Below are 26,347 nucleotides of genomic sequence, written 5' to 3'. Positions count from 1 at the left end.
GCCGAGGCCATACTGGAGGTCATGGACGATCTCGCGGGCTTCCTGCGGACCCGGCGCTCCCGGGTCGACCCGGCGGTCTTCGGCCTCGCCACCGACAGCCGCCGCCGGGTCGAGGGGCTGCGCCGCGAGGAGGTCGCGCACCTGTCCGGCGTCAGCGTCGACTACTACGTACGCCTGGAGCAGGGCCGCGCGACCCAGCCCTCCCTCCAGGTGCTCGACGCGCTCGCCCGCGTCCTCGGCCTCGACGAGACCGAACGCGACCACCTGTGCCGGCTGGCCCGGCAGCGCCGCCGCCGCGCGAAGGCGCCCGGCGGACGGGTCAGGCCCGAACTGCTGCGCGTCCTGGACCTGGTCGGCGACGCGCCCGCGCTGCTGGTGGACCACCGCATGGACGTGCTCGCCGGGAACCGCCTGGCCGGCCTCCTCTACGGCCGGCCGGTGGCGGGCCTGAACACCGCGCGGCACATCTTCCTGGAGGAGGCCGAGCGCGGTCTCTACGCGGGCTGGGAGGACTGCACCGTGGACGTGGTCGGGCACCTGCGGCTGGCCGCCGGAAAGTACCCCGACGACCCCCGCCTGGCCTCGCTCATCGGCGAGCTCGCGATGGGCAGTGACCGCTTCCGCCGCCTGTGGGCCCGCGCGGACGTGCGCGCCCGCACGCACGGACGCAAGGCGTACCGGCACCCGCTGGTCGGACTGCTGGACCTGCACCAGGAGAACTTCTCGCTGCCCGACGCGTCCGGCATGGAGCTGCTGGTGCTGACCGCGGCCCCCGGCAGCCCCTCCGAGGACGGGCTGCGCCTGCTCGCGGGCCTGGGCACGGACCGCGCTGACGTGCGGCCGCTAGTGGACGCCGAGGTCCGCGAGTAGCCGGACGGTGTCCGCCCGGGGCGGGGCGCGCGGGGCACGCGCGGGGGACGGGCAGGGCGCGCACTGGAAACGGGCATGGCACGGGCAGGGCACGCGCTGGGCGCGGCTCCCCGGTCACCAGGGTCCGTGGTCGGCCAGGCCGAGGGTCAGGGCGGCCACCGCCGTGGCGAGGAAGACGATCCCGCCCACGATGTTCCGCGAGCCCACCCGCAGATGGGCGAAGATCGCGCCGATGAAGTACAGCACGAGGCCGCAGGCGGCAAGGGTCCCCAGCAGCGGCACGGCGAACCCGGCCGCCAGCCCCACGGTGCCCGCCGCCAGCAACATGCCCAGCACCGGCACCCACTTGCGGGCTATCCCCTTCATGTCCGCCTGGGTCTTGGGGTATTCGTGGCCGATCAGGTAGGTGACGGCGGCGGCGCCGTTGAAGACCACACCGAGGATGGTGACCGTGACGTAAGCGGCGAACACGTTCTCTCCGTTCTGTGCTGCGAGCCGGGCGATGAGGTTGCCGGGCACTCCGTCGCGGGGTGCCGCTGCCTTGAACGACCGGCGGGCGACCCGATCTGTGACATCCGCCGGTCGGCGGACGGCCCGCGTACTCCGGGGCGTACTCCAGGACGTGCTCCGGGACGTACTCCGATCCGCGTAGTGCGGATGCCGCCCTGGGGCGGACGCGGCCCGGCTCCGCCCGGACCATGCTGAGCAGGTTGGGGACGTCGGGGCGGGGGAGAGGAGACGGCGCGGGTGGTCGCGGTACCGATCGGAAGCCGGCGGCAGGGGAGCGCGGGCCGTACCAGGATCAGCGGGTGGCTGATGGGCGACGCCGTGACGGCGGTCGTGATCGCCGTCGCCGGAGCCGTCGGCACGGGGTTCGAGGGGAGCCCGCAGCGGGCGGAGGTGCCCATCGACGCCCGGGGCTTCGCGCTGTTCGTGACGGCCGCGCTGGTCCTGGCACTGCGCCGCAGGTGGCCGCTGGCCACGCTTGCGGTGGTGGCGGTCTGCACCGCCGGCTACCTGGACCTCGGGTACGCCTACGGGCCGATCATCGCCACCTTCATGATCGCCGTCTACACCGTGGCCAGGCACGCGCCCCTGGCCCGAGCGGTGCCGTACGCCGTGGGCGGGCTCGTGCTGGTCCTGCCGCACCTGATCGTCCGTGACTCCGGGCTCGGCGTGTCCGGGGCCATCCCGGTCTCCGCCTGGGCGGTGGTGCCCTTCGCCCTGGGGTACGCGCTCCGGCTGCGGCACGAGACGGTGGCCCGGGCGCGCGCCGAGGTGATCCGGCAGAGCGTGGACGACGAACGGTTCCGTGTCGCCCAGGAGGTGCACGACATCGTCGGCCACGGCCTCGCCGCGATCAAGATGCAGGCCGACATCACGCTGCACGTGCTCGCCAGGAAGCCCGAACAGGCGGAAGTGGCGCTGGAGGCGATCAGCCGCACCAGCAGCGAGGCGCTCGACGAGCTGCGGGCCGCGCTCGCCGTGGTGCGCCGCACCGGCGCCGGCCCGGAGCGGTTCCCGGTGCCGAGCCTGGTCCGGCTGGACGAGTTGCGGCAGCGGATGGCCGAGGCGGGGGTGTACGTACGGCTCGACGTCGACGGCGACGCCGCGGCCGCCCTGCCGGTCGCGGTGGAGCTGACCGGCTACCGGATCATCCAGGAGTCGCTGACCAACGTGCTGCGGCACAGCGGGGCCCGGCAGGCCACGGTCGGCATCCGCTACGCGCGCGACAGCGTGTCGATCGTCGTCACCAACCCCGTGGCCGCCAACCCCGTGGTCGCCAATCCGGTCGTCGCCAATCCGGTGGTTGCCGATCCCGCCGTCGCGGCGCCGCCCGGTGCCGGTGCGTCGGGCACGAGTGCCGGCGGGGGTGCGGGCGACGAGACCGCGGGCAACGGGTCGACGGGCAACGGACGTTCGGGCGGCGGCGGTTCCGGCATCGCCGGCATGCGCGAGCGCGCCATCGCCCTCGGCGGGGAACTCACCGCCGCGCCCTCCGCCCGGGATACGTTCGAGGTGCGTGCCCGCCTTCCCCTCGGAGCCCCGTCATGATCACCGTGCTGGTCGTCGACGACCAGGACCTCGTGCGCTTCGGCCTGCGCACCCTCGTGGAGAACGAGGAAGGCATGGCACTGGCCGGCGAGGCCGCGGACGGGCTGGCCGCGGTGGCCGTCGCGCGGCAGACGCGACCGGACGTCATCCTCATGGACATCCGCATGCCGGGCATCGACGGCATCGCCGCCCTGCGGCGCATCACCGCGGACCCGGCGCTCGCCGGCACCAAGGTCATCATGCTCACCACGTTCGAACACGACGAGTACATCTTCGACGCCCTGCGCCACGGCGCCGGCGGCTTCCTGCTCAAGGACACCAAACCGGCCGAACTCCTCCAGGCGATCCGCTCCGTCGTCGACGGCGGCACGCTGATGTCGCCGTCGGTGACCCGCAAGGTGGTGCGCGAGTTCGTCTCGGCGTCGCCCCGGTCGCTGAAGCCGCATCCGCAGCTGCGCTCCCTCACCGACCGGGAGCGCGAGGTCGTCGTCCTGGCCGCGGAAGGGCTCGACAACGACGAGATCGCCGAGCGGCTCGTGATCAGCCCGGCCACGGCCCGCACCCACGTCAGCCGGGCGATGGTCAAGCTCGGCGCCAGGAGCCGTGCCCAACTGGTCGTCTTCGCCTACCAGTCCGGGCTCGCCGACGGGGCGTGACGGCCCGCCCTGACGTGACGGCCCGCCCCGACGTCGCGGCGCGGCCGGCGTAAGCGGATCTGCGTACGGCGACTGTCGCCCGGCAGCCGACGTCCGCGGGCGCGCCGCGACCCACGATGGGCGCATGGTCAATCAACGACATCAGGCACAGCCGCACCGGGCGGACACGACGCGCAGACTGGCCGTCGGCGGGATGACCGCGGCGGCCCTGGGAATCTACGTGCAGCGCGCGGGCGGCGCGGACTACCCGGTCGTCCCGCCGGGCGTCGTCGTCCTGCTGGCCGGCGCGGCGCTGCTCGCGCTGCGCCGGCGGTGGGCTCCGCCGCTCGGTGCGCTGATCGCGGTCTTCATCTCCTTCGGCGGGATCGTGACGCCCAAGATGCGCGACCAGTTGGGCGCGGCGTCCAAGGTGACGGCCTTCTCCGGAACGGTGATCGAGCTCGTGGGCCTGGTGCTCGGCCTGGTCTGCGGTGTCGCGGTGGCCGTCCGCGCGGTGCGCGGGAGGCGGCCGGCATGAGCGGAACCGGCAACGCCCAGGGCGACTTCGGCTCCTTCGCGATCGACGTCCGCGGCCTGAGCAGGAGTTACGGCGGCCACACGGTCGTGGACGGTGTGACCTTCGGCGTGCGGCCCGGAGTCATCACCGGCTTCCTCGGCCCGAACGGAGCCGGCAAGTCGACCACCATGCGCATGATGATCGGCCTCACCCCGCCGACCTCCGGACGCTGCACCGTACTCGGCCACGACTACCGGCACCTGCCCAACCCGGGCCGCCGGGTCGGGGTGCTGCTGGACGCGTCGGCGCAGCACTCCGGGCGCACCGGCCGCGAGGTGCTCACCCTCTCGGCGATGGTGATGGGCCTGGAGCGCACGCGGGTCGACGAGGTGCTCGAACTCGTCGGCCTCACACCGACCGAGGCCCGCCGCCGTACCGGCACCTACTCCCTGGGCATGCGCCAGCGCCTCGGCGTGGGGCACGCGCTGCTGGGCGATCCGCGGGTGCTCATCCTCGACGAGCCGGCCAACGGGCTCGACCCGGCGGGCATCTACTGGATGCGCGGCCTGCTGCGGGACTTCGCCGACGGCGGCGGCAGCATCCTGCTCTCCTCCCACCTGCTGCGCGAGATCGAGGTCATCGCCGACGAACTGGTCGTCATCGGGCGGGGGAGGATCGTCGCCCAGGGCGCCAAGGAGCAACTGCTCGCCGCCGGGGGCACGTTCGTCCGCGCTACGGACGACCGCGCTCTGGCCGACGCGCTCACCGCTGCCGGCATCGACCACACCGCCACCGACGGCGGTCACCTCACCCAGGCCCCCACCGACCAGGTCTCGCGCGTGGCGGCAGCGGCCGGGGTGCGGCTCACGGAGTTGCGCGCAGCCGGGCAGACCGGCCTGGAGGACATGTTCCTGCGGCTGACCGCCGACCACTCGCGCGAGAACGCGAAGAACCCGAAGAGCGCGAAGAGCGCGAAGAGCGCGAAGAGCGTAGAGGACGCGACGACCGGGACCACCGCGAAGGATGCGACGCGACGATGACCACGAACGTGCACCCGGCCCCGCGGCCCGCGCCCGCGCCCGCGGAGCGGCACCCCGGCATCCCCTTCTCCCGCCTGCTCGGCACCGAACTGCGCAAGCTCCGCGACACCCGGGCGGGCCGCTGGCTGCTGATCGCCATCCTCGTCACCACGCCGCTGGTGGTCGCGGTCATGCTGTTCACCGCCGACCCCGAGAAGCTCACCTTCACGAAGCTGGTCGACTTCACCCAGACCCCGCAGAAGCTGCTGCTCCCCGTCGTGGGCATCCTCGCCGTCACCAGCGAGTGGAGCCAGCGCACCGGACTGGTCACCTTCACCCTGGAGCCCGACCGCTCACGGGTGTTGCTGGCCAAGGGCGGCGCGGCCATGCTGCTCGGGCTGCTGATGGTCGTCAACACCCTTGTCTCGGCGGCATTCGGCACCCTCCTGGGCGTCGCACTGCGTCACGGCGACGGCAGTTGGGCGTTCGGCGCCGGCGGTCTCGGCGACATCACCCTGGTCCTGTTGAGCGGTCTGGCGCTGGGCCTGGCGTTCGGCATGCTGCTGCTGAACGGCGCCGCCGCGATCGTCGCGTTCTACGTGCTGCCCAACCTGTCCAGCGTGCTGTTCAACGCCGTGCACGGGCTCAAGGGCGTCAGCCACTGGCTCGACCTCAACCTCGCCCAAGGACCGCTCTACGACCACGGGTTGAGCGGGCACCAGTGGGCGCAGCTGTGCACGGCGACGCTCCTGTGGGTGGTGCTGCCCGGGGCGTTCGGCGTCCTGCGGGTGCTGCGCAGCGAAGTCACGTCGGGCTGAGGGCAACGCCGGCCATGGCCTCCACCGAAGCGCCCTCCCACCGCCGGGCCTGGGCCCTGTTCGTCGTCGCGACCGCCGCCGGCGCGGGCCTGGTCAGCCCCTACCTGACGTTCCATGTCGGCAGCGGGCGGCTCGACATCACCGGCCGCCTGCACTGGTACGTCCTGGTCGTGCACATCTTCGCCGCCCTGGTCGCGCTGGTCCTCGGGCCGTTGCAGTTCATCCCGGCGATCCGGGCGCGCCGGCCGGTGCACCGCGCGATCGGCCGCGGCTACCTCCTCGCCGGGGTGCTGCCGGCCGCGCTGGCCGCGGTCCCGGTGGCGCTGCTCTCCGGGCGGCTGCTCACCCAGGTCGGGCTGACCGTGGCCGCGGCCGGCTGGCTGGTCACCGGCCACCTCGCGCTGCGGGCCGCCCGCCGGCGGGACTTCGAGGCGCACCGGTCCTGGATGGCGCGCAACTACGCGTTCACCTTCCTCGCCGTCACCGCCCGCGTGGTCGTGCCCCTGCTCCTGCTGGCCCAACTCCCTTTCCGGGGAACGGCCGAGCGCGCCTCCTTCGGCAACGAGGCGCACGACCTCATCCCCGTCGGCCAGACCCTCGGCTGGATCGTCGACCTCGCCGTGGCCGAAGTGCTGATCCGGCGCCGCCGCGCCCGCTCAGCCCACACGTGACCGCCGGTCGCGCCCGCGCCTGACCTCCAGGTCAGTCCGACGTCTGCGCCGGCCCGCCCGTGCGCCGGTAGAGGGCCCGCGCCTCGTCGGTGCGGCCGAGGCTCTCCAGGCAACGGGCCTCGTCGTGGCGGCTGCTGAGGGTGTCGGGGTGGTCAGGGCCGAGCACCCGTTCGCGTGCGTCGGCGACCTCGCGGTAGGCGACCAGCGCCTCGCCCCACCGCCCGAGCCAGCCCAGGCACACGGCGACCTCCCGCTTGCTGACGAGGGTGTCCTCGTTGTCGGGGCCGAGCAGCCGCTCGCGGGCCGCGGCCACCTCGCGCGCCTCGGCCAGTGCTTCCTCCCAGCGGCCGAGGCGGCCGAGGACGACACCGCGCACGTGACGGGCCCGCAGGGTCTCGCTGTCCGTGGCCCCGGCGCCGCGGGTACGGCTCGCCACCAGCTCCTGGAAGACGTTGAGCGCCTCCGCGTCGCGGCCCAGGCGGCCCAGGCAGATCCCGATCTCGTAGTGGGCGGCCAGCGTGTCGGGATGGTCGGGGCCCAGCACCCGCGACCGGTCGGCGGCGACCTCGCGGTTGGCCTCCAGCGCCTCCTCCCAGCGCCCGTTCCGACCGAGCAGGAGAGCGGCCTCGCCACGGGTGACGAGCGTGTCGGGGTGGTCGAGGCCCAGCACCCGCGACCTGGCCTCGGCGACCTCGACCGTGGCGGTGTAGGCATCCTCCGTACGGCCCGACTGGGCCAGGTTGTAGGCGAGGTTGTGCTTGCACCGCAGCGTGTCGGGGTGCTCGGGACCGAGGGTGCGCTCGCGCGCGTCGAGTACCGCGGCGAACTCCTGGCGGGCCTCCAGGTGCCGGCCGAGCATGCCGAGCGTGTACGCGGCCTCGTGGCGCGCGGCGAGCGTGTCGGGATGGTCGGGGCCCAGCACGCGGCCGCGGGCCTCGGCCACCTGGGTGTGCAGCGGCAACGCCTCCTCGGCCCGGCCGAGTCGGGTCAGCCAGCAGGCCGCTTCGTGCCGGCCGGCCAGGGTGTCGGGGTGCTCGGGGCCCTGGACGCGCTCGCGTTCGGCGGCGACCGCGGCGCTCAGGTCGTACGCCTCGGTCCAGAGCCCTAGTCGGCCGAGGCTGTCGGCCGCGGCCTGGCGGGCGGCCAGCGCGGAGACGCGGTCGTCGTGGCCGGACGGGGACGGCACGTCGTCGGTCGAGGGGGCGGCGGGGCCGGGGTCGGGGGCCGGTGCGGAAGGGTGCCACGACTGCTGCTGGGGGGCGGCGGCCTGCTGCTGCCTCGCCGTGAGGCGCGCGGTCACCTCGGCGGCCTGCTGCGGGCGGTCCGCGGGGTCCTTGGCGAGCAGGTCGAGGATGAGGCGTTCCAGCTCCTCCGGCAGGTCGGGGCGCCGTGCGCGCGGCGGCTCGGGGATGTGGTCGCGGTGCGCGATCAGGATGGACCATGCGTCGCCGAGGTCGAACGGCGGTTTCCCGGTGGCGAGTTCGTACAGCACGCAGCCCAGCGCGTACAGGTCGCTGCGCTGGTCGACGACGGAGGCGTTGATCTGCTCGGGGGACATGTAGTGCGTGGCGCCCAGGGCGACGTCGGCGTTGGTGAGGCGGGAGGAGAAGCTGTCGTCGCCGAGCCGGGCGATGCCGAAGTCGCAGACCTTCACGGTTCCGTCGCCGAGGCGCATGATGTTGGTCGGTTTCAGGTCCCGGTGCACGATGCCGCGCTCGTGGGCGTAGGCCAGTGCGGACGCCAACTGCAGGGCGATGTCGACGAGTTCGGGGATCGGCAGCAGGCGGCCGCCGGACTGGGCGAGCACCTGGCGCAGGTTGCGGCCGTCGAGCAGTTCCATCACCAGGAACAGCACGCCGTCGTGCTCGCCGAAGTCGTGCACGACGGTGATGCCGCGGTGCTGGAGCGCCGCCGCCACCCGCGCCTCGCGCCGGAACCGCTCCTGGATGGCGCGGGTGAGCCCAGCGCGGCCGGAACGACCCGGCGGCAGAAGGCACTTGACCGCCACCCGGCGGGCCAGCGACTCGTCCTCCGCACGCCACACCTCGCTCATCCCGCCGCGCCCGATCAGCCGGCGCAGCCGGTAGCGGCCCTGGATCAGGGCGGGCGGGGCGGGTCCCACGGCAGGGACCGCCGGCATCGCGGGGAACTCCCGCGCGGTCTGCGGGCCTTGGGCCGCCAGGGAGAGGGGTGGCGCGAGTGGCGGGGCGTCCGGCGGCGCGATGTCCGCCAGGTCGTCGAGGAACCGGCGGGCCGTGGGCCGCCGGCGCGGGTCGGGGTCCAGGCAGCGCTCGATCAGCGTGCGCAGGTCGCCCAGGTGCCCCGGCAGCCGGGCCGGGAAGCGGGGATCGTGCGTCACCTCGTAGACCAGGGTCGTCCCCAGGCCGTGGATGTCGAAGGACGGGTCCAGCGGCTCGATCGTCGAATATCCCTCGGGCGGCAGGGGACCGGTGGCGCGGGAGCGGTACTGCGGATACGGGTGGACGCGTCCGTCGAACTGGGCGTAGACCCAGCTGATGAGGACCACCGAGCCGGGGACGGTCAGGACGGCGTGCGGTGAGAGGTTGCCGTGGACGATGCCCGCCGCGTGGGCCCGGTCGAGTGCCGTGGCCAGCTCGCGGGCCAGTGCGGCCAGGGAGCGGAAGTCGTCCGCGGGGCGGGCGCGCTGCCAAGGGGCGCGGATGAGGTTCGCCGCCGCGCCGCCCGACGGCGAGGTGACGTACTGCATCGCCAGCCAGGACGGCGGGGTCTGCGGGTCGATGCCGAGGAACGACGGTGCCTGCCGGCCGTCCATCCGGCGCAGCGCCTCCGCCTCGACGCGCAGAAGGGCGCCGAGCATCTCGGGGCCGGGGGTGGAATCCCACGGCAGCTCCTTGACCAGGGCCTGCCTGCCCTCGGCGTCCTCCCCCAGGTAGACGTCGGAGAAGTCCGCCGAGCTGACGAAGCGGACGAGCCGGTACGGGCCGACCGTGCGCGAGGTGCCGAGGGTGCCGGGGGTGCCGGGGGTGCCTGGGGTGCCGGGGGTGCCGGGGGTACCGGGAGCGGCCCGGCCGCTTCTGGCGGTCCGGCCGGCCGCCGGGTCGGCCGGGCTGGTCGGGAGGCCCGGGAGCCTCGGAGCAGTGCGGCTGCTCGGGTTGGCGGGGGAGGCGGGCGCAGCGGGGGCGTCGGGGTGCGCGAGGCCGTCGGCCGAGGACCGGACCCGAGGAGGCGGGCTCGCCAGCCCGGCCCGGTCCAGCGCCTCCTGCCGCAGCAGCGCCCAGGGAATCCCGTCGGCGGGCAGCTCCGCACCGCCGGCGGGATCGGGCAGCAGGCCCGGGACCCGTCCGGCCGCCCGCGGCGCCTGGCGCTCGACGAACCGGGACACCGCCCGGATGACCTGGTCCGTCTCGTGGCCGCGCAACGACCCGAGCAGGGTGGCGCGCACGCCGGGAAGGAAGTCGTGGGGGATGTCCTCCGGCGCGATGTCCTCCGGCGCGGTGGGGCGGCCGGTCGGCTGCGGGACGACGAGGCCGCTGAACAGGACCTCGGCCAGTACCGTCGGCGGGCTTCCCGGGATCATGGCCGCCTGCACCACCCGCATGATGGACACGCTGAGCGGCACGGCCGACAGGCAGGCCAGCAGCCGGAACGCCGCCGGCGTGGCGGTCGCGTGGAAGTCCCGCAGGCGCCGGTCCGGCGTTCGCGGATCGTCGCGGGCCGGCGACGGCTCGGGGTCGGCGGACAGCAGCGCGACCGCGGCGTTGGCGCTGCGGGAGCCGGGGCCGGCCAGCAACTCGGCCCAGGGCCCGAGCCACGCGGGGCTCAACTCCAGCACCGGCACGGGGATGCTGCCGTGCGGAAGTTCCCGGCTGCCGCGCCGCCGCCCGGTGTACGCCAGATCGGTGTTCGCCGCCGAGAGGGGCGCGCGCCGCAGCCGGGCGGGTACGGCCGGCAGCGCCGTACGGCTCCACAGCCGTTCCGGCAGCGCCTGGAGGACGGCGAGGGGTCCGGCCGCCGCCCACCGCCGCATCGTGTGCCGCACCGCGGGGTCCTGCCAGCCGGGCGCCACCGCGTCGGTGAGGACCAGCACCAGCCGGCGGCCGGACGGGTCGTGCAGTTCCGAGGTGGCCCGCAGCCGGTCCGACGGCGGCGCCGGTTGCGCGCTCACTCCCGGTGAGCCGTCGCGCCCGGCATGCAGATAGCGCACCCGTACGGTCCTGAAGGCCCCCAACTGGATCAGCAGGCGGTGCACTTGGCGGGCGAGGGGAGCCCAGAGCAGCAGGCTGGTCGGGTGGCCGTCCACCACGAGGACCGCGTCGAGCCAGCGTTCCGGCGCGGGCCGCAGCACCGGCAGCCGCGCGGCCCCGCGATGCCGGGCGGGCCGCCCCGCCATGGCGTCGACGGTGGCTTCCTCGTCGAGGTCGCCGCCCTGCCGCGAGGGCACCCGCCGCTTGAGCGGCCGCAGGGCGCGCAGCAGTTCGAGCTGATGGGGCAGCGGCGGGGCGGCGGACAGCCGTACCGGACGGGCCGGCCGCCGGCGGGCGCCGCCCGGGAACGGGGCGCTGCCCGGGGCGTGCAGCGGGATCGCGGGATCGCCGGCCGCGGGCGCCCCCTCGTCCGGGAGCGCGGGGCCGGTGTCGACGGTGTCGTCGTGCGCTGCGGGCGGGGACTCCGCCGGCTCCTCGCCGGCCGCGGGCGCGCCGGCGCCGGCGGGCAGCCGCGTGGCGAGCCAGAGGATCTCGGCGATCTCCCGCGGTGTGGGGTCCTCCGCGCCGGGTCCGAGACCAGGTCCGGGTCCGGGCCCGGGGCCAGGCCCTGGTCCGAGTCCGGCCAGCACGGACCGGAACGCGTCCACGCTCACAGGCGGTCCTGGTTGAGGAACTGCAGGACGAGATCGGCGACATGGCCGCGGTCGGTCGTGTCGCCCTGCGCGTGCCGGGCCAGGTACACCGCCTGCAACAGCTGGTCGGTGGCCAGTTCGCCCTTGCTGCGCCGGTCGAGGAAGAGCGAGATGAGGTGCTCGGCGTGCGGCGCCGCCTCGCCCAGATGGGCGTGCACGATGGCGCGCAGCCGCTCCGGCGAGGGCGTCGGAAGGTGCAGGCGTACGCACCGCCGGAGGAAGGCGGGCGGGAAATCCCGCTCGCCGTTGCTGGTGAGCACGACGAACGGGAAGGCCCTGCACCGCACTTGACCCGCGGCGACCGCCACCCGCCGGCCGTCGTCGGCCGGCCGGACCTGCGCGTCGGTGAGCGTGTCGGCGACCCGCGACAGCTCGGGGATCTCGAAGAAGCCTTCCTCGAACACGTCCAGGAGGTCGTTGGGAAGGTCGATGTCGCTCTTGTCGATCTCGTCCACGAGCAGCACCCGGGGCAGCGCGTAGGGCGCCATCGCGGTGCCGAGCGGACCGAGCCGGAAGTACCGCCCGACATCGACCGGCGTGGCCTCGGGTGTGCGGTCGGCCTCCTCCAGCCGGCCGATGGCGTCGTAGCGGTAGAGGCCGTCCTTGAGGGTGCTGCGGCTGGTGATCGGCCAGCGCAGCACCGGGCCGAGCCGCAACTCGTGGGCCACCGCGTACGCCAGGCTGGACTTTCCCACGCCCGGGTCGCCGGTCACCAGCAGGGGACGCCGCAGGTACAGCGCGGTGTTGACCATCTCGACCGTCTTCGGGTCGGCCTGGTAGGCGACGGCCCGCAGCGGCCAGCGGTCGGACAGGCCGTAGGCGTGGTCCCGGTCGAAGGGGGTGGGCCGGTCGGAGTAGAACGCGCGCCAGGGCGGCGGAGCGGGCAGATCCTGGATGCCGTCGTGGGGTTCGCCGCTGCCGCGGTAGATCAGCCAGTCGTCCATCGGATCGCTCTTCTCTTCCTACGCGTAGCGCAGCGGCGGGTGGGGGAGCCGCCGCTCGGGGTCGTCCCACAGGAGCACGAGGTCCTGGGCGTGGTGTCCGCCCGCGGGGGTGACCGCGGCCCTCCCGCGCAACTGCCGTACCCGCTCCGGCCACTGCTTCGGCGGGGTGACCTCCACGTCCGTGCGCAGCCTGGTGAAGAACGTCTCGGCGGGGCAGCGCCGGTCGCCGGCGCCGCCGGGACAGTCGCGGGGCAGCCGGGACGGGCAGCCCGAGTACGCGGCGGCGGAGCAGTCGTGGAGGTCGGACCGGCGCCAGAGGATCACCGGCACCCCCGAGGCCAGCGCGACCTCCAGGACGGCGCCGGAGGAAGGGTGCCGAAGCGAGCTGGCGAGCACCAGCGCGGCCATCGCGGGCTCGGACTCGATCCACCCTTCGAGGACCTCCTGGTCCGACTCGTCGTTGCAGGCCAGTGCCAGCGACGGTCCCGCCGCCGACCCGGCGGTGAACCGGTCCCACCGGCTGTGCCAGTACTGGCGCAGCTCCTCGTCGTCGAACCGCTCCAAGTCCCGCAGCACCACCGGGTGTTTGCGGCCGAGGCTGGACCAGGCCTTGCGGGTCCAGGGCTTCCACTCGTCGAAGTCCTGCTCCATGAGCTCCTGGGGGACGATCAGTTCGACCATCACCGGGTCGCCGCCCGACCGGCCCAGGAGGGCGAGCTGCTCCGGCAGCATGCTCCGGGCCCGCTCCAGCGCGTCCACGAGCGGGAGGGCGTCCGACTCGTGGCCGGCGGGCGAGATGGCGTCCGGACCCTCGTAGCGCCACATCGCCACCGTGTAGCGGGCCGGATCGACCGCGGAGGGCGTGAGGCGGATCATCACCGAACGCGGGACGGCGGGCTGCGCGGCGGCGGCCGGCAGGCTGTCGGTCAGGTCCTGGACGTCCAGTCCCAGCGCGTCACCCTGCGTGTCGATCCACCACCGCAGCTTCTCGGCGGCGCCGCCGGACGCCGTACGGGCGACGGCCGCCGCGTGCAGCAGGCCGCGGGGAACGCGTTGATCCGCCGCGCCGAGCGCCTCCAACTCGCTGACGACGTCGCGGTGTTCGTGCAGCGGCAAGGCGGGTGCGGCGGCATAGCGGCCGGCCGCGTCGTGGAAGGCCGGCAGCAGGCCGCCCGGCTCGGGCGAAGGGACGGCGGCCAGCAGGCCGAACAGCGTGCGGTGCCCGCGCGGGGACAGCAGCGGCCGCCCGAGCGGCGTCCCCGCGGGCGCCGGCGCGGTGGGCCACCGTACGTCCGTGGCGTGGAAGGCGTCATGGGCGCGGACCAGCGCCCGGTACGCCGTCGGGTCCAGGCAGCGCAACGCGCCGACCGGGGTGGCCAGACCGCCCATGTCGGTGCTGTCCATCCGGGTGGCCTTGACCACCGCGCAGATGCCGTGGGTGCCCAGATCCACCACCGGGCCGCCCGACATGCCGGGGGTGACCTCGTCGTGCTTGAGCCGGAACATCAGCCCGCCGTCGAAGAACTGGTCGCCCTGGTACGCGAAGACGGCGGTGACGATCTCGGGCTCGACGCGGTACTTGTCGGAGTAGCCGATGGCGGTCAACTGCTGCCCGCCCCGCGGGATCTGGTCGTGCCACCAGGCACAGGGGTGGCCCTCGGGCGGGTCCTGGAGCGCCACGATCGCCAGGTCCGGAAACGGCCACAGGCCGCCGTGGGCCGGGGCCGCGGAGGCGGCCAGCACCGAGCCGCCCAGCTCGCGGCCCTGCCAGCTCACCGTGACCGGTCCGCCCCGCTCGCCCGCGACATGGGCGCAGGTGACCACGTAGCCCGGCGCGGCCAGGAACCCGCTGCCCGCCGTCCGGCCCCGCACCCGGACCAGGCACTGCTGCGCCGGCCCGGTCAACTGCGCTGTCCGCAAGGGCAGTTCGACCGCGCCGGTAAGCGGGTCCCGGTCACTGCGGCGCCCCGGCGCCCGGCTGCTCGCCGCCCCACTCGAGCGTCACCTTGACCGCCGCGGTGCCGCTCGTCCCGGCCAGCGCGGCCACCAAGCCGTCCTTGCCGAGGGCGAGTTCGACGCCGAACTCCACGCTCACCTTGTCGGGGGCCGCCTGCGCCACGGCGTCGCGGACGTTGGTGGCCACCGTCCGCAGCGTCGTCTCGAACCCGCGGAGCGCTCGGGCGCCGCCGTCGAGGAGGCCGGAGTCCTGGGGTCCGTCGGGGGATTCGATCCGGGCCCAGATCGCCTGTCCGTCCGGGAGTTGAACCTCCACCAGCTGCCGCATGTCCCCCACCCGAACCGTGCCGACTCTCCAGGTTTCCACGATAGAGCCGCCGCGCGGCGCGGCGCAGGAGGTTCGTCCGTATGAGACTCCCGGCAGCCCTCCGCCCGGGGCCGGCGTGGCTTGGCCGGGGGCGCCCTGGATCGCCCGGGATCGGCGGGGATCGGCGGGGCGTTCGGCGCCCGCGGTCAGGCGTCCGCGGTCGAGCGGTGACGGTCAGGCGGTGACGGTCAGGCGGTGACGGTCAGGCGGTGACGGTCACCAGGAGGCCGCCGCCGGGCGCGGGCCGCACGCTCACGTGCTCCAGGGAGGGGGCGTGCGCGCTGGGCTGATGGGCGGCCGCGCGGGGGCCGACACCGACGACCCGCATCCCCGCCGCGCGGGCCGCCGCGATGCCGACCTCGGCGTCCTCGAAGACGAGGCACTCCTCGGGGGCGAAACCGAGTTCGGCGGCGCCCTTCAGGAAACCCTCGGGGTCGGGCTTGCTGGCGCTCACGCACTCCGCGGTGACCCGGACCGCCGGCATCGGCAGTCCGGCGGCGTCCATGCGGGTCTGCGCGAGGCCGATGCTCGCGGAGGTGACGAGGGCGTGCGGGTGCCCCTGGAGCGCGGCGAGGAAGGCGGGCGCGCCGGGGACGGGCACCACGCCGTCGGTGTCGGCGGTCTCCTCGGCGAGCAACTCCGCGTTCTCGGCGAGGTTCTCGGCCACCGGCCGGTCCGGGAGGAGCACGGCCATCGTGGCGTGGCCCTGGCGGCCGTGCACGACCGAGAGCACGTGGACCGGGTCGAGCCCCTTGCGCTCGGCCCAGCGCCGCCAGCAGCGCTCCACGACCGCGTCGGAGTTCACCAGGGTGCCGTCCATGTCCAGCAGCAGCGCGCGGGCGCGGAACTCGGCGGAGGGGGCGGACGGCGTCATGGAAGTGCTCCCTGGGGTGCGAGACGGTGCGGGGGCGGGGGGGGGGGGGGGGGGGGGGGGGGGGGGGGGGGGGGGGGGTGGTCGTGGGGGGGGGGGGGGGGGGGGGGGGGGGGGGGGGGGGCCCGGGGGGGGGGGGGGCGGCCCCCCCCCCCCCGGCGGTAACTCCGTACTCCGTGGTCCCGCCCGCCGGTCAGGGGTAGCGGGCGGAACCACTTTGTTCCATCACGATACAAAAGATGTGGCCGCTGCGCCAGTCCCCGCCCCGACCGCCCTAGACTCGCCGCATGCCCACGGAACCCTTCGGGCCGCTCCAGTTCCAGCTCGTGCTGCTGCGGCGGATGGCCGACCACCAGCCGGGCCTGGTCGACGACGCGCTGCGCACGCTGGGCGTGAACCACACCGATCTGCGCGAGGCGAACCGCCGGTGGCAGGCGCGGCTGCACAGCCGCACGTTCCCGCGCGGCGAGGCCCGCTACCGTACGGCGCTCGGGCCGCCGGAGGACGTCAGGGAGCAGCGGGCCGGGGATCTGGAGCTGCGGGCGGCGCTGTGGCCCGTGCCGCTCTGGCCCGACCTGCGGTTCGAGGTGGTCACGCTGCCCGGCCCGGGGGGAGGCGGCGCCGGGGCGGTCGTCAACGAGTGGCTGGTGCGCGCGCCCGGGGCGGAGCCGCCGCGCCCGGCGGCCGTCGCGGACCTGGCGCCGTGGTCGTGCACCGTGGACGACGCGGCCCGCGCCTTCCCGCCGGCGGCGCCGCTGCCGCCCGACGCGCCGTCCCGGGCCCGGCTGGCGCTCACCGACCCGCTGACCGGGGGCCGGGTGATCGCGCACTTCACGTGGGGCCTGCTCCAGTACGTGGAGCCCGCGGGGACCGCGCCGGGGCGGCCGTAGCGCCGGAGGCCGGCCTGGCCCGCCGGCTGCCGGGTGCCCTCGTCCGGGGCCCCGGGCCGGCGTTCGGCTCGTCCTACGAGTCGCCCTGCGTCTGGCGTTCGAGGGCGGCGCGGGTCTTGGGCCCGTACACGCCGTCGTGGCTGCCGTCGGCCGCGTCGGTGACCCAGTACCAGACCTGGAAGGTGGCCACCGCCAGCCGCGTCTGGCTGTTGAAGACGCCGTTGATCGGCCCCGCGTAGACCCACACCTCGCTCAGCCGGCGCTGGAGGTCGGCGACGGCCGGGCCGGAGTCGCCGAGCTGGAGCACCTGCGTGGCGGCGGACGAGGCGTCGCTCGCGGGCGGCGTGGAGGTGTCGGTGCCCGAGCCGGTGGCGGGGTCCGAGGGCGCCGCGGGGGTGCCCGGCGCGGCCGAGGTGGACCCGGCGACGTGGGCCGATGTGCCGCCCGGGCCGGCCGGAGTGGCGCTGTCGGTGGCCGGCGGCGTGGTGGCCGACGTCGAGGGGGTGGCCGACGGGCTCGCCGCGCGGGTCGTGGTGGTCGTGGCGCGCGGGGCACCGGGGTCGGCCATGGCCGGGGCCGACGACGCGGTGGACTGCGTGGCGTCCGTCGGCAGCACCACGTCCGGCATCGACGAGGACTGGTCGGGCAGCGCCCGGTCGGTGCTGCCCTGCTCCTGGCCGATCTGGCCGCTGACCGCCACGGCGCCCGCGGCCAGTGCGGACGCGGCGACCGCTGCCGCCGCCACCACGATGCCGCGCTTGCGCCGCCGGTGCCGGCCCCGGGCGGCCGCCACGGCGTGCGCGTGGGCCGCGTCGTGCCCCCCGTCGTGCGGGGCCTCGGCGTACTCCACACCCGCGTACGTGGCGGGGAACAGGCCCAGGTCGGCGACGGCGGGCCCGTCGTCGTCCACCGGGCCGGGCGGGTCGGTGTCGATCAGCCGCCGTACGGTGCTCTCGCCGGCCGCGTCGCCGTGCGGATCGGTGACGTAGGGGCGCAGCCGCAGCGGGTGGAAGCCCTCCACGGCCGCCACGGCCGCCGCGCGCTGCGCGGACCGCTCGGCGGCCCGTATCCCGCCCGCGTCGTCCTCGGCGGCCGTGCCGGGGCTGGTGGGCCCGGTGCCGTCGGCGGCGGTCGGGACGCCGTCCGCGCCGGCGCCCCCGATACGGTCCTCGGTCATGCCGTCACCCTTCGCGGCGCGGTCGCCCTGGGCGTACGCGTACGGCCGGTACGACGGGTCCGGCCGGTCGTCCCGGCCGTCCTGTCCGTTCGGCTGCTCCGGCGCCACTGGGTCCCCTCCCGCCGTTCGTACCCGGGTCCGCACGATCCGTTCACACGGTGCGCGCGAATTCTCCGGTGATTATGCCGATCCGACACGCCTCCGGCACAGCGCCCGGCGGTAGTGGTGACCGGTTCCGCAGGCCATAACCGTACAAAGGGTGGGAATATGAGTTTCTGGCCCTCGGGGAAGCGAGGCGAGGAGCTGCCACATGGCCCAGGACACCAGCACCGCCGCGGCACCGGCGGCGGCACCGGGCGAGCAGCAGGACAAGCGCGCGGTACGGATCGCGATCGGCGCGCTCGCCCTCGGGCTGCTGCTGGCCGCGCTCGACCAGACCATCGTGTCGACCGCGCTGCCCACGATCGTCAGCGACCTCGGCGGCATCGACCACCTGTCATGGGTCGTGACCGCCTACCTGCTGGCGTCCACCGCGGCAACTCCACTGTGGGGCAAGCTCGGTGACATGTACGGCCGCAAGCGGCTGTTCCAGTCCGTGATCGTGATCTTCCTGATCGGCTCGGCGCTGTGCGGGATCTCGCAGAGCATGGGCGAGTTGATCGCGTTCCGGGCGTTGCAGGGGCTGGGCGGCGGCGGGTTGATCGCGCTGTCCATGGCGATCGTCGGCGACATCGTGCCGCCCCGCGACCGCGGCCGCTACCAGGGCGTGTTCGGCGGGGTGTTCGGCGCGGCGAGCGTGCTCGGGCCGCTGCTGGGCGGGGTGTTCACCGAACAGCTCTCCTGGCGCTGGGTGTTCTACATCAACCTGCCGATCGGCATCGTGGCGCTCGCCGTGATCGCCGCGGTGCTGCACATCCCGGTACGCCGCACCGCGCACCGCATCGACTACGCCGGCATGGCGGTGGTGGCCGCGGCCGCGACCTGCCTGGTGCTGGTCACCTCGCTCGGCGGCACCACCCTGGCGTGGAGCTCGCCCGGCATCATCGTGCTGGCGGTGGTCGGGGTCGCGCTGGTCGCGGTGTTCGTGATGATCGAGCGGCGCGCGCAGGAGCCGGTGCTGCCGCCGGGGCTGTTCAAGGTGCGCACCTTCGTCATCTGCTCGGGCATCTCCTTCATCATCGGCTTCGCGATGTTCGGCGCGATGACCTACCTGCCGACCTTCCTCCAGGTCGTGCACGGCTACTCGCCGACGCTCTCCGGCGTCCACATGATCCCGATGGTGGTCGGGCTGCTGCTCGCCTCCACCGGCTCCGGCCAGATCATCAGCCGCACCGGCCGCTACAAGGTCTTCCCGATCCTCGGCACCGCCGTCACCGCGGTCGGGCTGATCCTGCTGCACCAGCTCGACGAGTTCACCGCGACCTGGGTGATGAGCCTGTACTTCTTCGTCTTCGGGTTCGGCCTCGGCCTGGTGATGCAGGTGCTGGTGCTCGCGGTGCAGAACGCGGTCGGCTACGAGGACCTGGGTTCCGCCACCTCCGGCACCACCTTCTTCCGCTCCATCGGCGCGTCCTTCGGCGTCTCGGTGTTCGGCACCGTCTTCACCAACCAGCTCTCGGACAAGCTGGGTTCCGCGCTGCGCGGGGTGCGGGTGCCGGCCGGCTTCGATCCGGCCAGGCTCCAGGCCGACCCGACGGCCATCGCCGGACTGCCGAGTGCCATCAAGGCGCCGGTGCTGCACGCCTATTCGCAGTCCATCACCACCGTCTTCCTGTGGGCGGTGCCGGTCGCGCTGCTCGGCTTCGTGCTGGCCTGGCTGCTGAGGGAGCAGCCGCTGCGCGGGTCGGTCACGGCGCCGGACGCCAACGAGACGTTCGGCACCAATCCGGTGGAGCGCTCCTCGCTCGACGAGATCGCCCGCTGCCTGTCGGTGCTGGGCAACCGGGAGACCAAACGGGACCTGTACATCCGCGTCACCGACAAGGCCGGCGCCGACATCCATCCGGCCACCAGCTGGCTGCTGCTGAGAATCGCCCACCAGGGCGAGGCCGACCCGGTGGAGCTGGCCGAGCACGCCACGGTGCCGAGCGCGATGATCGAACGGTCCGCGGTCGAGGCCGAGACCCGCGGGTTCGCCGTCCGCGACGGCAACCCCCTGCGGCTCACCGAGTCCGGTAAGGCCATGGCGGCGCGGCTCGGCGAGGCCCGCCGCAACGTCCTGGCCGACCTGCTCGGCGACTGGGACCCCTCCCGGCACAGCGAACTCGCGGCGCTGCTGACGAAGTTGAGCGGGGAGTTGTGCGGCGGCGACCATGACCGGCCGGAGCGGCCCGAACGGCCGGCGCACGCGCACCGGGTGCTCTGAATCCCCTTCCCGCGGCCCCCTTCCCTTCCTCCGTCCTTTCCTCCTTCCTTCCCCGCCGCCGGGCGGTCCGGGTTTGCGGGTGGTGACGCGGGCAAGGCGAGCCCGCGAGGGAAGGGAGGCCCGACATGTCGACAGGAGCCGTCATCGCGATCGTGGTGGCAGTCCTCGTAGTGATCGCTGTCGTCGTCGTATGGAGCATGTACGGCGGCACACCCGGCACCGGCCGTCTCAAGCACCGGTTCGGACCCGAGTACGACCGGGTGCTCGCCCGGCACGAGGGCGACACCAAGGCGACCGACAAGGAGTTGGCGGACCGCGTCAAGCGGTACGGCGACCTCGACCGGCGGCCGCTGTCCGAGGCCGACCGCGCGCAGTACGCGCAGCGCTGGCAGGCCGTGCAGGCACAGTTCGTCGAGGACCCCGCGGGGGCGCTGGGCGCGGCCGACCGGCTCGTCGGCCAGGTCGCCGCGAACCGGGGCTTCCCGGAGGCCGGTTCGCCCGAGCACTTCGACGCGCTGTCCGTCCACCACGGCACCCGGCTCCAGGGCTACCGCCGCGCCCACGCGCTGGCCGAGCACGCCAGTGCGGGCGGCGAGGGCGCCACGGAGGACCTGCGCCAGTCGCTGATCGGCGCACGGGAGCTCTTCGACGAGCTGACCGGAGCCGACGGCGGTACGTCCGCGGTCGCGCGGCCCGCGCAGGTGCCGGACGCACCCGAGCCGACCGCGGAGCCCCGGGAACCCGCGGCGACCGCCGGCCCCGCCAGGACCGCTGAGTCCGCCGAGCCCGTCGAGCCCGCCGTGGGCGACGACGACGTACGCGAGGCCGACCGCGGGCACCACACGCTCGGGGGCCGCTTCGCCGCGCTCACCGGCAGCACCCGCAAGAGCGACGACCCCGGCCGCGGCGAGGCATGACCCCGCGACCGCCGGCACCCACGACCTTTCCGCACACCTGGAGGCGAAGACGATGACGCCGAACACCCCGCACGGCCGTACCGGGACCGAGACCGAGATCAGGACCGACGACGTGGACGAGACGAAGAGCGGGAGCGAGGGCAGGAACCCGACCGGGAAGTACGAGAAGCGCGACGCCGGGACCACGACCGGGACCGGGACGACGACCGGGACCACGACCGGGACCGGGACGACGACCGGGACCACGACCGGGACCGGGACGACGACCGGGACCACGACCGGGACCGGGACGACGACCGGGACCACGACCACGACCGGGACCGTCACCGGTACGGGCGCAGAGCGGAGCGAGACCGTGCCCGACGAGGCCGGGCCGCCCCCCGCGAGCCCGTCGGCGGAGCGGACCGGGCGGACCGCGCCTGACCGGCCGACCGAGCCGAAGCACCCCGCGACCGCGACCACGGCCACTCCCGATACCCCCGCCACTCCCGCCGGCGACGGCGGTCTGAGCGAGCGGATGGAGCACGCCGTGGGCGGCTTCGTGGACGACCCGAGGGGCGCCGTACGCGAGGCCGAGACCGTGCTCGACGAGGCGGCCCAGCGGCTCACCCGCATGCTGGAGCAGCGCCGCGAGTCGCTGCGGGCGAGCGTGCACGGCGGATCGGAGCCGGACACCGAGGAGTTGCGGGTCGCCCTCACCCACTACCGCGACATGACCCGCAAGTTGCTCGACTTCGCGTAGCCGCCCCGCCCCGCGCTCGGCGCGGCCCTTTCCCCGCACCCCGGTCAGGGGCGCGGGGAAACCGCGCGGGCGGCATCGCGCCCGCAGGCGGTCCTCACCCCACGGAACGCTGCACCCGGGCGGGTCCGGCCACCGAAGCCGTCGAGGTCGGCGCGGCTTTGAGGAAGCGCAGGAACCGTGCCAGGTCCTTGCGTGTGGTGGTCAGCACCACGGTCGGATTGTCGCTCTCGCGGAGGAGGACCGCGCCCCCGTGGGCGGTCAACTCGACACAGTCCCCGCTGTCTTGCGAGTACGTGGACTTCTGCCAAGCCAGGGGCGCGGTCATGGGATGAGGGCCCTTTCAGAGGTTCAGAGGTCTCGGGAGATGGAGTGCATGAAGTCGCGTGACTTTTCCCGGTCCAGCGCCACCTTCGTGAGGATCTCGAACCGGTTGAGGTAGTTGGCGAGTTGCGTGGCCGCGTGCAGCAGGATCACCCCGTGTGCGGAGTCGATCTGCACGGTGTCCAGCTGGGGGACGGTCCCGCTCGCGTAGAGCATCGCGTGACTGGAGCCGACGTGGCCCTCGGAGGCGAACGGAATGACCCGCACGCTTATCTGCGGCAGCCGGCTCAGCTCCTGGATGTGTTCCAGTTGGGCCTTCGCCACCTTCGCCCCGCCGAACCGCATCCGCAGCGCCGCCTCGTGGACCAGCGCTTCGTACGGCGGAGCGGCCTCGCGGTGCAGGACGTTGGCGCGTTCCATCCGGTGGGCGACCCACGCCTCCAACTCGTTGGCGGGCAGCGGGGGGACCGCGTGGCCGACCACGGCCCTGGCGTACGCCTCGGTCTGGAGCAGTCCGGGGATGTGGCTGACCTGGAGCGGGCGCAGGTGGACGGCGTAGTGCTCCATCTCGGAGATGTCGAGCATGCCGGCCGGCACCACCCCGCGGTACGCCTCCCACCAGCCCTTGCGGCCATGGCCGTTGGCCATGCCGACGAGGGCGTCGATCAGCGCGGCGTCTCCGCATTCGTAGAACGCGGCGAGACGTCGTAACCGCTCCTCGCTGACACCGAGCCGACCCGCCTCGATGTGACTGACTTTCGCCGGGTCGGTGCCGAGCAGCCGCGCGGTGTCGCGGGCGGTGATCCCCGCGGCTTCCCGCATCTTCCTCAGCTCCGCGCCTAGGCGCTCCTGACGGGCGGTCGCGGTGCTTCTGAGCGGCATGGTGTCCCTTCTTGGTGCTGGTTCCGAGTGTGCCGTTCCGCTCTCGCGGGGTCCAGATCGTTTCTGGAAATTTCGGCGACAATGTTGCAGTGGTGCACTATTGCCCCATAATGCCTCGGTGGTGTTGCTCCCGCACAGTCAACTCCCTTGCTGAAGTGCTGCGTTGGGCGGGTGTGCCGGTAACGGGAGCGATCCTGACGCCCCTGTGGCGGGGCTGATCAATGCGGCGGAAGGGTCGGACGAGAAGGCGCGTTCACGCTGGGCGAACACCGAGGGCGTCCGTGAGGGAACGCACGGTGGCGGCCGTATGTCATGTGATCCGGCTGTCCGACATATGCGTTCCGCATGGCGATGAGGTGACAACGGTGACTTCTCCCGATTCCGCTCCCGTGCCAATCTCGGTCCCGTCACCGCGAAAAGGGGGGATCGATGGACAACCGCTACGAGGTCTTCTGCCTCACCGACCCGCACTTCTACGAGAGCCTGGACCGGCTGTCCGCGACGACCGGAAACGGAAACGGGAACGGGGCCGCGAACGGGAACGAGTCCGGGAACGGGTCCGGGAACGGGTCCGGTTCCGCGAACGGCGCCGGCCCGGGCACCGCCGGCGTACCGCTCTTCGACACCGCGCGGCGCCCCGTCCCCGACGGCTGGCACACCCTCCGCAACGGCGACTGGCTGCACCTCGATCCGCCGGCCGGCGAGCGGGCCTACCCCGCGCAGGGCTGGAAGGTGCACGCCTCGGCCACCCTGGAGTGCGCCGACAAGGTGGCCGCGAAGGTCTGGGACTACTGCGTGCCGCGGAACATCCCGTTCAAGTTCGTGCCCGGGCCGCAGCTGCTGCATCTGCGCAACTCCAAGTACGCCGGCCGCGACACCTCCGGGAAGTTCGTCACGATCTACCCGGCCGACGAGGAAGCGCTGCGGGTGGTCCTCGACGAGCTCGGCGCGCTGCTCGACGGCGAACCGGGACCGTACATCCTCACCGATCTGCGCTGGCGGCAGGGCCCGCTCTACGTCCGCTACGGCGCCTTCGCCAAGCGGTACTGCGTCGGCGGGCGCGGCACGCTGGTGCCGGCGGTCGAGGACGGCGAGGGGCGGCTGGTGCCCGACGACCGGTCGCCGGCCTTCCACGTGCCCGACTGGATCACCCTGCCGGACTTCCTCGCCCCGGAGCTGGCCGCGCGCAACGCCACCACCGTCGGCGACCTGCCGTACCGCATCGAGAAGGCCCTGCACTTCTCCAACGGCGGCGGTGTCTACGCCGGCACCGACACCCGCACCGGCGAGAAGGTCGTGCTCAAGGAGGGCCGCCCGCACGCCGGGCTGGCCTCCGACGGTGCCGACGCCGTCACCCGGCTGCGCCGCGAACGCGACGCGCTGCGGCGGCTGTCCGGACTCGGCGTCGCCCCCGAGATGCGCGACTGGTTCACCGTCGGCGACCACCGCTTCCTGGTGATGGACTTCGTCGAGGGCAAGCCGCTCAACTCCTACTTCGCGCACCGCCATCCGCTGCTGCGCCCCGACCCCGACCCGGCCGACGTCGCCGACTTCACCCGCTGGGCGCTGCGCATCCACGCCGGCGTCGAGGAGGCGGTGGCCGCGGTGCACTCGCGCGGGGTCGTCTTCAACGACCTGCACATGTTCAACATCATGGTCGCGCCCGACGACGAGACGGTGTCCCTGCTGGACTTCGAGGCCGCCGCGCGCGCCACCGACAACGGCCGCCAGGCCGTGGCCCACCCCGGCTTCGTCGCGCCACCCGACCGCCGCGGCACCGCCGTCGACCACTACGCCCTCGCCTGCCTGCGGTTGGCCCTCTTCCTCCCGGTCACCACGCTGTTCGCCATCGACCGCGGCAAGGCCGCGCACCTGGCGGAGGTGATCGGCCGCGAGTTCCCGGTGCCGGACTGGTACCTGGAGGAGGCGGTGGCCGAGATCACGAGGACCGCCGACGACGCGGCGGGCACCCGGAGCGCCGCCGTGGACGGCGCGGGACCCGGCGGAGCGGCCGGCCTCGGGGGAGCGGTGGGCGCCCGGCCGGTCAACGGCACCGACCTCCGTGCGAGTTCACCCTCGCCCGACCTGCACGTGCAGGTGGGGGAGCCCGAGCGCGGCGCCGGCACCGGCCGCACGGAACCGTCCGGCGCCCCCGGCTCCCGGCGCGCCTCCGGCGACCTCGGCGGAAGCGGCCTGCCCGCGGGCACCCGCCCGGGACCGCCGCGCCGCTACCTGCCCGCCGAGCCGCGCGACTGGATCACCGCACGCGACTCCATGGCCGCGGCGATCCTCGGCTCCGCCACCCCCGACCGCGAGGACCGCCTCTTCCCGGGCGACATCGCGCAGTTCTCCGACGGCGGCGGCCTCGGCATCGCCCACGGCGCCGCCGGCGTGCTGCACGCCTTGGACCAGGTCGGCCTGCCCCGCTACGACGAGGGCGAGCAGTGGCTGCTGGCCCGCACCGCGCACCTGCCGAACGGCACCCCGCTGGGCCTGTACGACGGCGTCGCCGGCGTCGCGTACGTCCTCGAACGGCTCGGCCACACCGAACGCGCCCTCGCCCTGGTCCGCTCCCTGCTCGGCGAGAACTGGCAGCGCCTGTCGTCCGACCTCAGCGGCGGCCTGGCCGGAATCGGCCTGGTGCTCGACCACCTCGCCCATGCCACCGGCGAAACCGACCTGGGCGAGCGGGCGTTGGAGGCCGCCGGGATCGTCGCCGGACGGATCGCCGCCGAGGCCGAGCAGCTCGAACAGGCGCAGGGGTCCGAGTCGTTGCCGCACCAGGCCCAGCAGGGCTCGCGGGCTCAGCAGGGCTCGCAGCGGGGCGGCCCCCCGCGCCGGGCCGGCCTGATGCGCGGCGCCACCGGCCCCGCCCTGCTCTTCCTGCGGCTGTACGAGCGCACCGGCCTGCCCGCGCTGCTCGGCCACGCGGCCCGCGCGCTCGCCCTCGACCTCGACTCCTGCGTGGTCACCGCGAGCGGAAGCCTCGAAGTCGACGAGGGCTGGCGCACCATGCCCTACCTCGGCGGCGGCAGCGCCGGCATCGGACTGGTCCTCGACGACCTGCTCGGCCTGGCCGGTTCCGGTGACCTCGACGAGGCGGCCACCGCGCGCTTCGAGCAGGCCAGGACCGGCATCGTCCGGGCGGCCACCGCACGGCTGTACGCGCAGCCCGGGCTCTTCGTCGGCCGGGCCGGGATGATCCTGCACCTGGCCCGTACCACCGCACCGGGCGTCCCCGACGGCGCGCTCGCCGCGCAGATCGACGCGCTCGGCTGGTACGGCATGGCCTACCGCGGCGAACTCGCCTTCCCCGGCAACCAGATGATGCGGCTGTCCATGGACCTCGGCACCGGCACCGCGGGCTGCCTGCTCGCCCTCGGCGCCGCCAACGCGGGCCAGCACCCCACGCCCCGGCTGCCGTTCCTCCCCCCACCGCCCGCGTCCTGAA

The 26,347-nt window shown here is 74.4% G+C and carries 21 protein-coding genes; 12 read left to right on the top strand and 9 right to left on the bottom strand.

Features of this window, described 5'->3' with window-relative positions; genetic code table 11:
• Window positions 1-21: 21 nt before the first annotated feature.
• Window positions 22-870: a helix-turn-helix transcriptional regulator gene (locus tag ACIPAE_RS03880; RefSeq protein WP_366412051.1), complete on the top strand. Its 849-nt coding sequence runs from the start codon at window positions 22-24 to the stop codon at window positions 868-870.
• A 114-nt stretch (window positions 871-984) separates the two neighbouring features.
• Here the strand turns inward: ACIPAE_RS03880 and ACIPAE_RS03875 are convergent, their stop codons facing one another.
• The gene (locus tag ACIPAE_RS03875; protein ID WP_328463605.1) at window positions 985-1,341 is read right to left on the bottom strand and encodes a DoxX family protein; all 357 of its coding nucleotides are present in this window, start codon (window positions 1,339-1,341) and stop codon (window positions 985-987) included.
• Window positions 1,342-1,617: 276 nt separating this feature from the next.
• Between ACIPAE_RS03875 and ACIPAE_RS03870 the strand changes: the two genes are divergently transcribed.
• The 6 genes from ACIPAE_RS03870 (at window position 1,618) to ACIPAE_RS03845 (ending at window position 6,585) form a co-directional block, all read left to right on the top strand.
• Entirely contained in the window at window positions 1,618-2,925 is a 1,308-nt protein-coding gene (locus ACIPAE_RS03870; RefSeq protein WP_402442740.1) for a sensor histidine kinase, read from the top strand.
• Window positions 2,922-3,581, top strand: coding sequence for a response regulator transcription factor (locus ACIPAE_RS03865; protein ID WP_366412049.1), 660 nt, complete (start codon window positions 2,922-2,924; stop codon window positions 3,579-3,581). The genes ACIPAE_RS03870 and ACIPAE_RS03865 overlap by 4 nt, the downstream gene beginning before the upstream one ends.
• 124 nt (window positions 3,582-3,705) lie before the next feature.
• A complete protein-coding gene (locus ACIPAE_RS03860; protein WP_329369817.1) occupies window positions 3,706-4,098 on the top strand; it encodes a hypothetical protein in 393 nt (130 codons plus the stop codon).
• Window positions 4,095-5,117, top strand: a complete 1,023-nt coding sequence (locus ACIPAE_RS03855; protein WP_402442737.1) for an ABC transporter ATP-binding protein — start codon at window positions 4,095-4,097, stop codon at window positions 5,115-5,117. The genes ACIPAE_RS03860 and ACIPAE_RS03855 overlap by 4 nt, the downstream gene beginning before the upstream one ends.
• Entirely contained in the window at window positions 5,114-5,914 is an 801-nt protein-coding gene (locus ACIPAE_RS03850) for an ABC transporter permease (RefSeq protein ID WP_402442735.1), read from the top strand. The genes ACIPAE_RS03855 and ACIPAE_RS03850 overlap by 4 nt, the downstream gene beginning before the upstream one ends.
• Before the next feature lie 14 nt (window positions 5,915-5,928).
• Complete coding sequence (locus tag ACIPAE_RS03845; RefSeq protein ID WP_402442733.1) at window positions 5,929-6,585, top strand: DUF2306 domain-containing protein; 657 nt, start codon at window positions 5,929-5,931, stop codon at window positions 6,583-6,585.
• Between the two features lie 31 nt (window positions 6,586-6,616).
• Here ACIPAE_RS03845 and ACIPAE_RS03840 read toward each other — a convergent pair whose 3' ends face one another.
• From ACIPAE_RS03840 to ACIPAE_RS03820, 5 genes are all read right to left on the bottom strand, one after another.
• Entirely contained in the window at window positions 6,617-11,425 is a 4,809-nt protein-coding gene (locus ACIPAE_RS03840) for an SAV_2336 N-terminal domain-related protein (protein WP_402442731.1), read from the bottom strand.
• Window positions 11,422-12,408: a MoxR family ATPase gene (locus ACIPAE_RS03835; RefSeq protein ID WP_366412044.1), complete on the bottom strand. Its 987-nt coding sequence runs from the start codon at window positions 12,406-12,408 to the stop codon at window positions 11,422-11,424. Before ACIPAE_RS03835 ends, ACIPAE_RS03840 begins: the two co-directional genes overlap by 4 nt.
• An 18-nt stretch (window positions 12,409-12,426) precedes the next feature.
• Window positions 12,427-14,313, bottom strand: a complete 1,887-nt coding sequence (locus ACIPAE_RS03830; protein WP_402442729.1) for a trypsin-like peptidase domain-containing protein — start codon at window positions 14,311-14,313, stop codon at window positions 12,427-12,429.
• Between the two features lie 49 nt (window positions 14,314-14,362).
• Window positions 14,363-14,692 (bottom strand): CU044_2847 family protein, encoded by a 330-nt coding sequence (locus ACIPAE_RS03825; protein ID WP_402442727.1) that lies wholly within the window; start codon window positions 14,690-14,692, stop codon window positions 14,363-14,365.
• A gap of 241 nt (window positions 14,693-14,933) precedes the next feature.
• Window positions 14,934-15,605 carry an HAD-IA family hydrolase gene (locus ACIPAE_RS03820; protein WP_329369824.1) on the bottom strand — a complete coding sequence of 224 codons (672 nt, stop codon included), beginning with the start codon at window positions 15,603-15,605 and terminating at the stop codon, window positions 14,934-14,936.
• A 284-nt stretch (window positions 15,606-15,889) separates the two neighbouring features.
• Here ACIPAE_RS03820 and ACIPAE_RS03815 point away from each other — a divergent pair, with 284 nt between their 5' ends.
• Complete coding sequence (locus tag ACIPAE_RS03815) at window positions 15,890-16,492, top strand: hypothetical protein (protein ID WP_329369826.1); 603 nt, start codon at window positions 15,890-15,892, stop codon at window positions 16,490-16,492.
• A 73-nt stretch (window positions 16,493-16,565) separates the two neighbouring features.
• Here ACIPAE_RS03815 and ACIPAE_RS03810 read toward each other — a convergent pair whose 3' ends face one another.
• Entirely contained in the window at window positions 16,566-17,777 is a 1,212-nt protein-coding gene (locus tag ACIPAE_RS03810; protein WP_402442724.1) for a peptidoglycan-binding protein, read from the bottom strand.
• 202 nt (window positions 17,778-17,979) lie between these two features.
• On the opposite strand from ACIPAE_RS03810, the gene ACIPAE_RS03805 reads away from it, so the two are divergent.
• From ACIPAE_RS03805 to ACIPAE_RS03795, 3 genes are all read left to right on the top strand, one after another.
• A complete protein-coding gene (locus tag ACIPAE_RS03805) occupies window positions 17,980-20,034 on the top strand; it encodes an MFS transporter (RefSeq protein ID WP_329369828.1) in 2,055 nt (684 codons plus the stop codon).
• Window positions 20,035-20,159: 125 nt separating this feature from the next.
• A complete protein-coding gene (locus tag ACIPAE_RS03800; RefSeq protein ID WP_402442722.1) occupies window positions 20,160-20,951 on the top strand; it encodes a hypothetical protein in 792 nt (263 codons plus the stop codon).
• A 52-nt stretch (window positions 20,952-21,003) separates the two neighbouring features.
• Window positions 21,004-21,693, top strand: coding sequence for a hypothetical protein (locus ACIPAE_RS03795; RefSeq protein WP_402442720.1), 690 nt, complete (start codon window positions 21,004-21,006; stop codon window positions 21,691-21,693).
• A gap of 94 nt (window positions 21,694-21,787) precedes the next feature.
• Here ACIPAE_RS03795 and ACIPAE_RS03790 read toward each other — a convergent pair whose 3' ends face one another.
• Both ACIPAE_RS03790 and ACIPAE_RS03785 read right to left on the bottom strand, forming a co-directional pair.
• Window positions 21,788-22,018: a DUF397 domain-containing protein gene (locus tag ACIPAE_RS03790; protein WP_329369833.1), complete on the bottom strand. Its 231-nt coding sequence runs from the start codon at window positions 22,016-22,018 to the stop codon at window positions 21,788-21,790.
• Window positions 22,019-22,041: 23 nt separating this feature from the next.
• Window positions 22,042-22,896 carry a helix-turn-helix transcriptional regulator gene (locus tag ACIPAE_RS03785; protein ID WP_328463581.1) on the bottom strand — a complete coding sequence of 285 codons (855 nt, stop codon included), beginning with the start codon at window positions 22,894-22,896 and terminating at the stop codon, window positions 22,042-22,044.
• Between the two features lie 429 nt (window positions 22,897-23,325).
• Between ACIPAE_RS03785 and lanKC the strand changes: the two genes are divergently transcribed.
• The gene (gene lanKC / locus ACIPAE_RS03780) at window positions 23,326-26,346 is read left to right on the top strand and encodes a class III lanthionine synthetase LanKC (RefSeq protein WP_402442718.1); all 3,021 of its coding nucleotides are present in this window, start codon (window positions 23,326-23,328) and stop codon (window positions 26,344-26,346) included.
• Window position 26,347 lies beyond the last annotated feature (1 nt).

This window comes from Streptomyces sp. NPDC087270 (assembly GCF_044744625.1).
In the GTDB taxonomy this organism is placed as follows: domain Bacteria; phylum Actinomycetota; class Actinomycetes; order Streptomycetales; family Streptomycetaceae; genus Actinacidiphila.
Note: the sequence above shows the minus strand (reverse complement) of the source record. Positions and strands in the feature narration are given on the sequence as shown.

Bases quoted from the DNA above. Each gene is read 5' to 3' on its own strand.
- ACIPAE_RS03880 (WP_366412051.1), top strand. From the start codon at position 22: ATGGACGATCTCGCGGGCTTCCTGCGGACCCGGCGCTCCCGGGTCGAC.
- ACIPAE_RS03865 (WP_366412049.1), top strand. From the start codon at position 2,922: ATGATCACCGTGCTGGTCGTCGACGACCAGGACCTCGTGCGCTTCGGC.
- ACIPAE_RS03860 (WP_329369817.1), top strand. From the start codon at position 3,706: ATGGTCAATCAACGACATCAGGCACAGCCGCACCGGGCGGACACGACG.
- ACIPAE_RS03855 (WP_402442737.1), top strand. From the start codon at position 4,095: ATGAGCGGAACCGGCAACGCCCAGGGCGACTTCGGCTCCTTCGCGATC.
- ACIPAE_RS03850 (WP_402442735.1), top strand. From the start codon at position 5,114: ATGACCACGAACGTGCACCCGGCCCCGCGGCCCGCGCCCGCGCCCGCG.
- ACIPAE_RS03845 (WP_402442733.1), top strand. From the start codon at position 5,929: ATGGCCTCCACCGAAGCGCCCTCCCACCGCCGGGCCTGGGCCCTGTTC.
- ACIPAE_RS03835 (WP_366412044.1), bottom strand. From the start codon at position 12,408: ATGGACGACTGGCTGATCTACCGCGGCAGCGGCGAACCCCACGACGGC.
- ACIPAE_RS03825 (WP_402442727.1), bottom strand. From the start codon at position 14,692: ATGCGGCAGCTGGTGGAGGTTCAACTCCCGGACGGACAGGCGATCTGG.
- ACIPAE_RS03820 (WP_329369824.1), bottom strand. From the start codon at position 15,605: ATGACGCCGTCCGCCCCCTCCGCCGAGTTCCGCGCCCGCGCGCTGCTG.
- ACIPAE_RS03815 (WP_329369826.1), top strand. From the start codon at position 15,890: ATGCCCACGGAACCCTTCGGGCCGCTCCAGTTCCAGCTCGTGCTGCTG.
- ACIPAE_RS03805 (WP_329369828.1), top strand. From the start codon at position 17,980: ATGGCCCAGGACACCAGCACCGCCGCGGCACCGGCGGCGGCACCGGGC.
- ACIPAE_RS03800 (WP_402442722.1), top strand. From the start codon at position 20,160: ATGTCGACAGGAGCCGTCATCGCGATCGTGGTGGCAGTCCTCGTAGTG.
- ACIPAE_RS03795 (WP_402442720.1), top strand. From the start codon at position 21,004: ATGACGCCGAACACCCCGCACGGCCGTACCGGGACCGAGACCGAGATC.
- ACIPAE_RS03790 (WP_329369833.1), bottom strand. From the start codon at position 22,018: ATGACCGCGCCCCTGGCTTGGCAGAAGTCCACGTACTCGCAAGACAGC.
- ACIPAE_RS03785 (WP_328463581.1), bottom strand. From the start codon at position 22,896: ATGCCGCTCAGAAGCACCGCGACCGCCCGTCAGGAGCGCCTAGGCGCG.
- lanKC (WP_402442718.1), top strand. From the start codon at position 23,326: ATGGACAACCGCTACGAGGTCTTCTGCCTCACCGACCCGCACTTCTAC.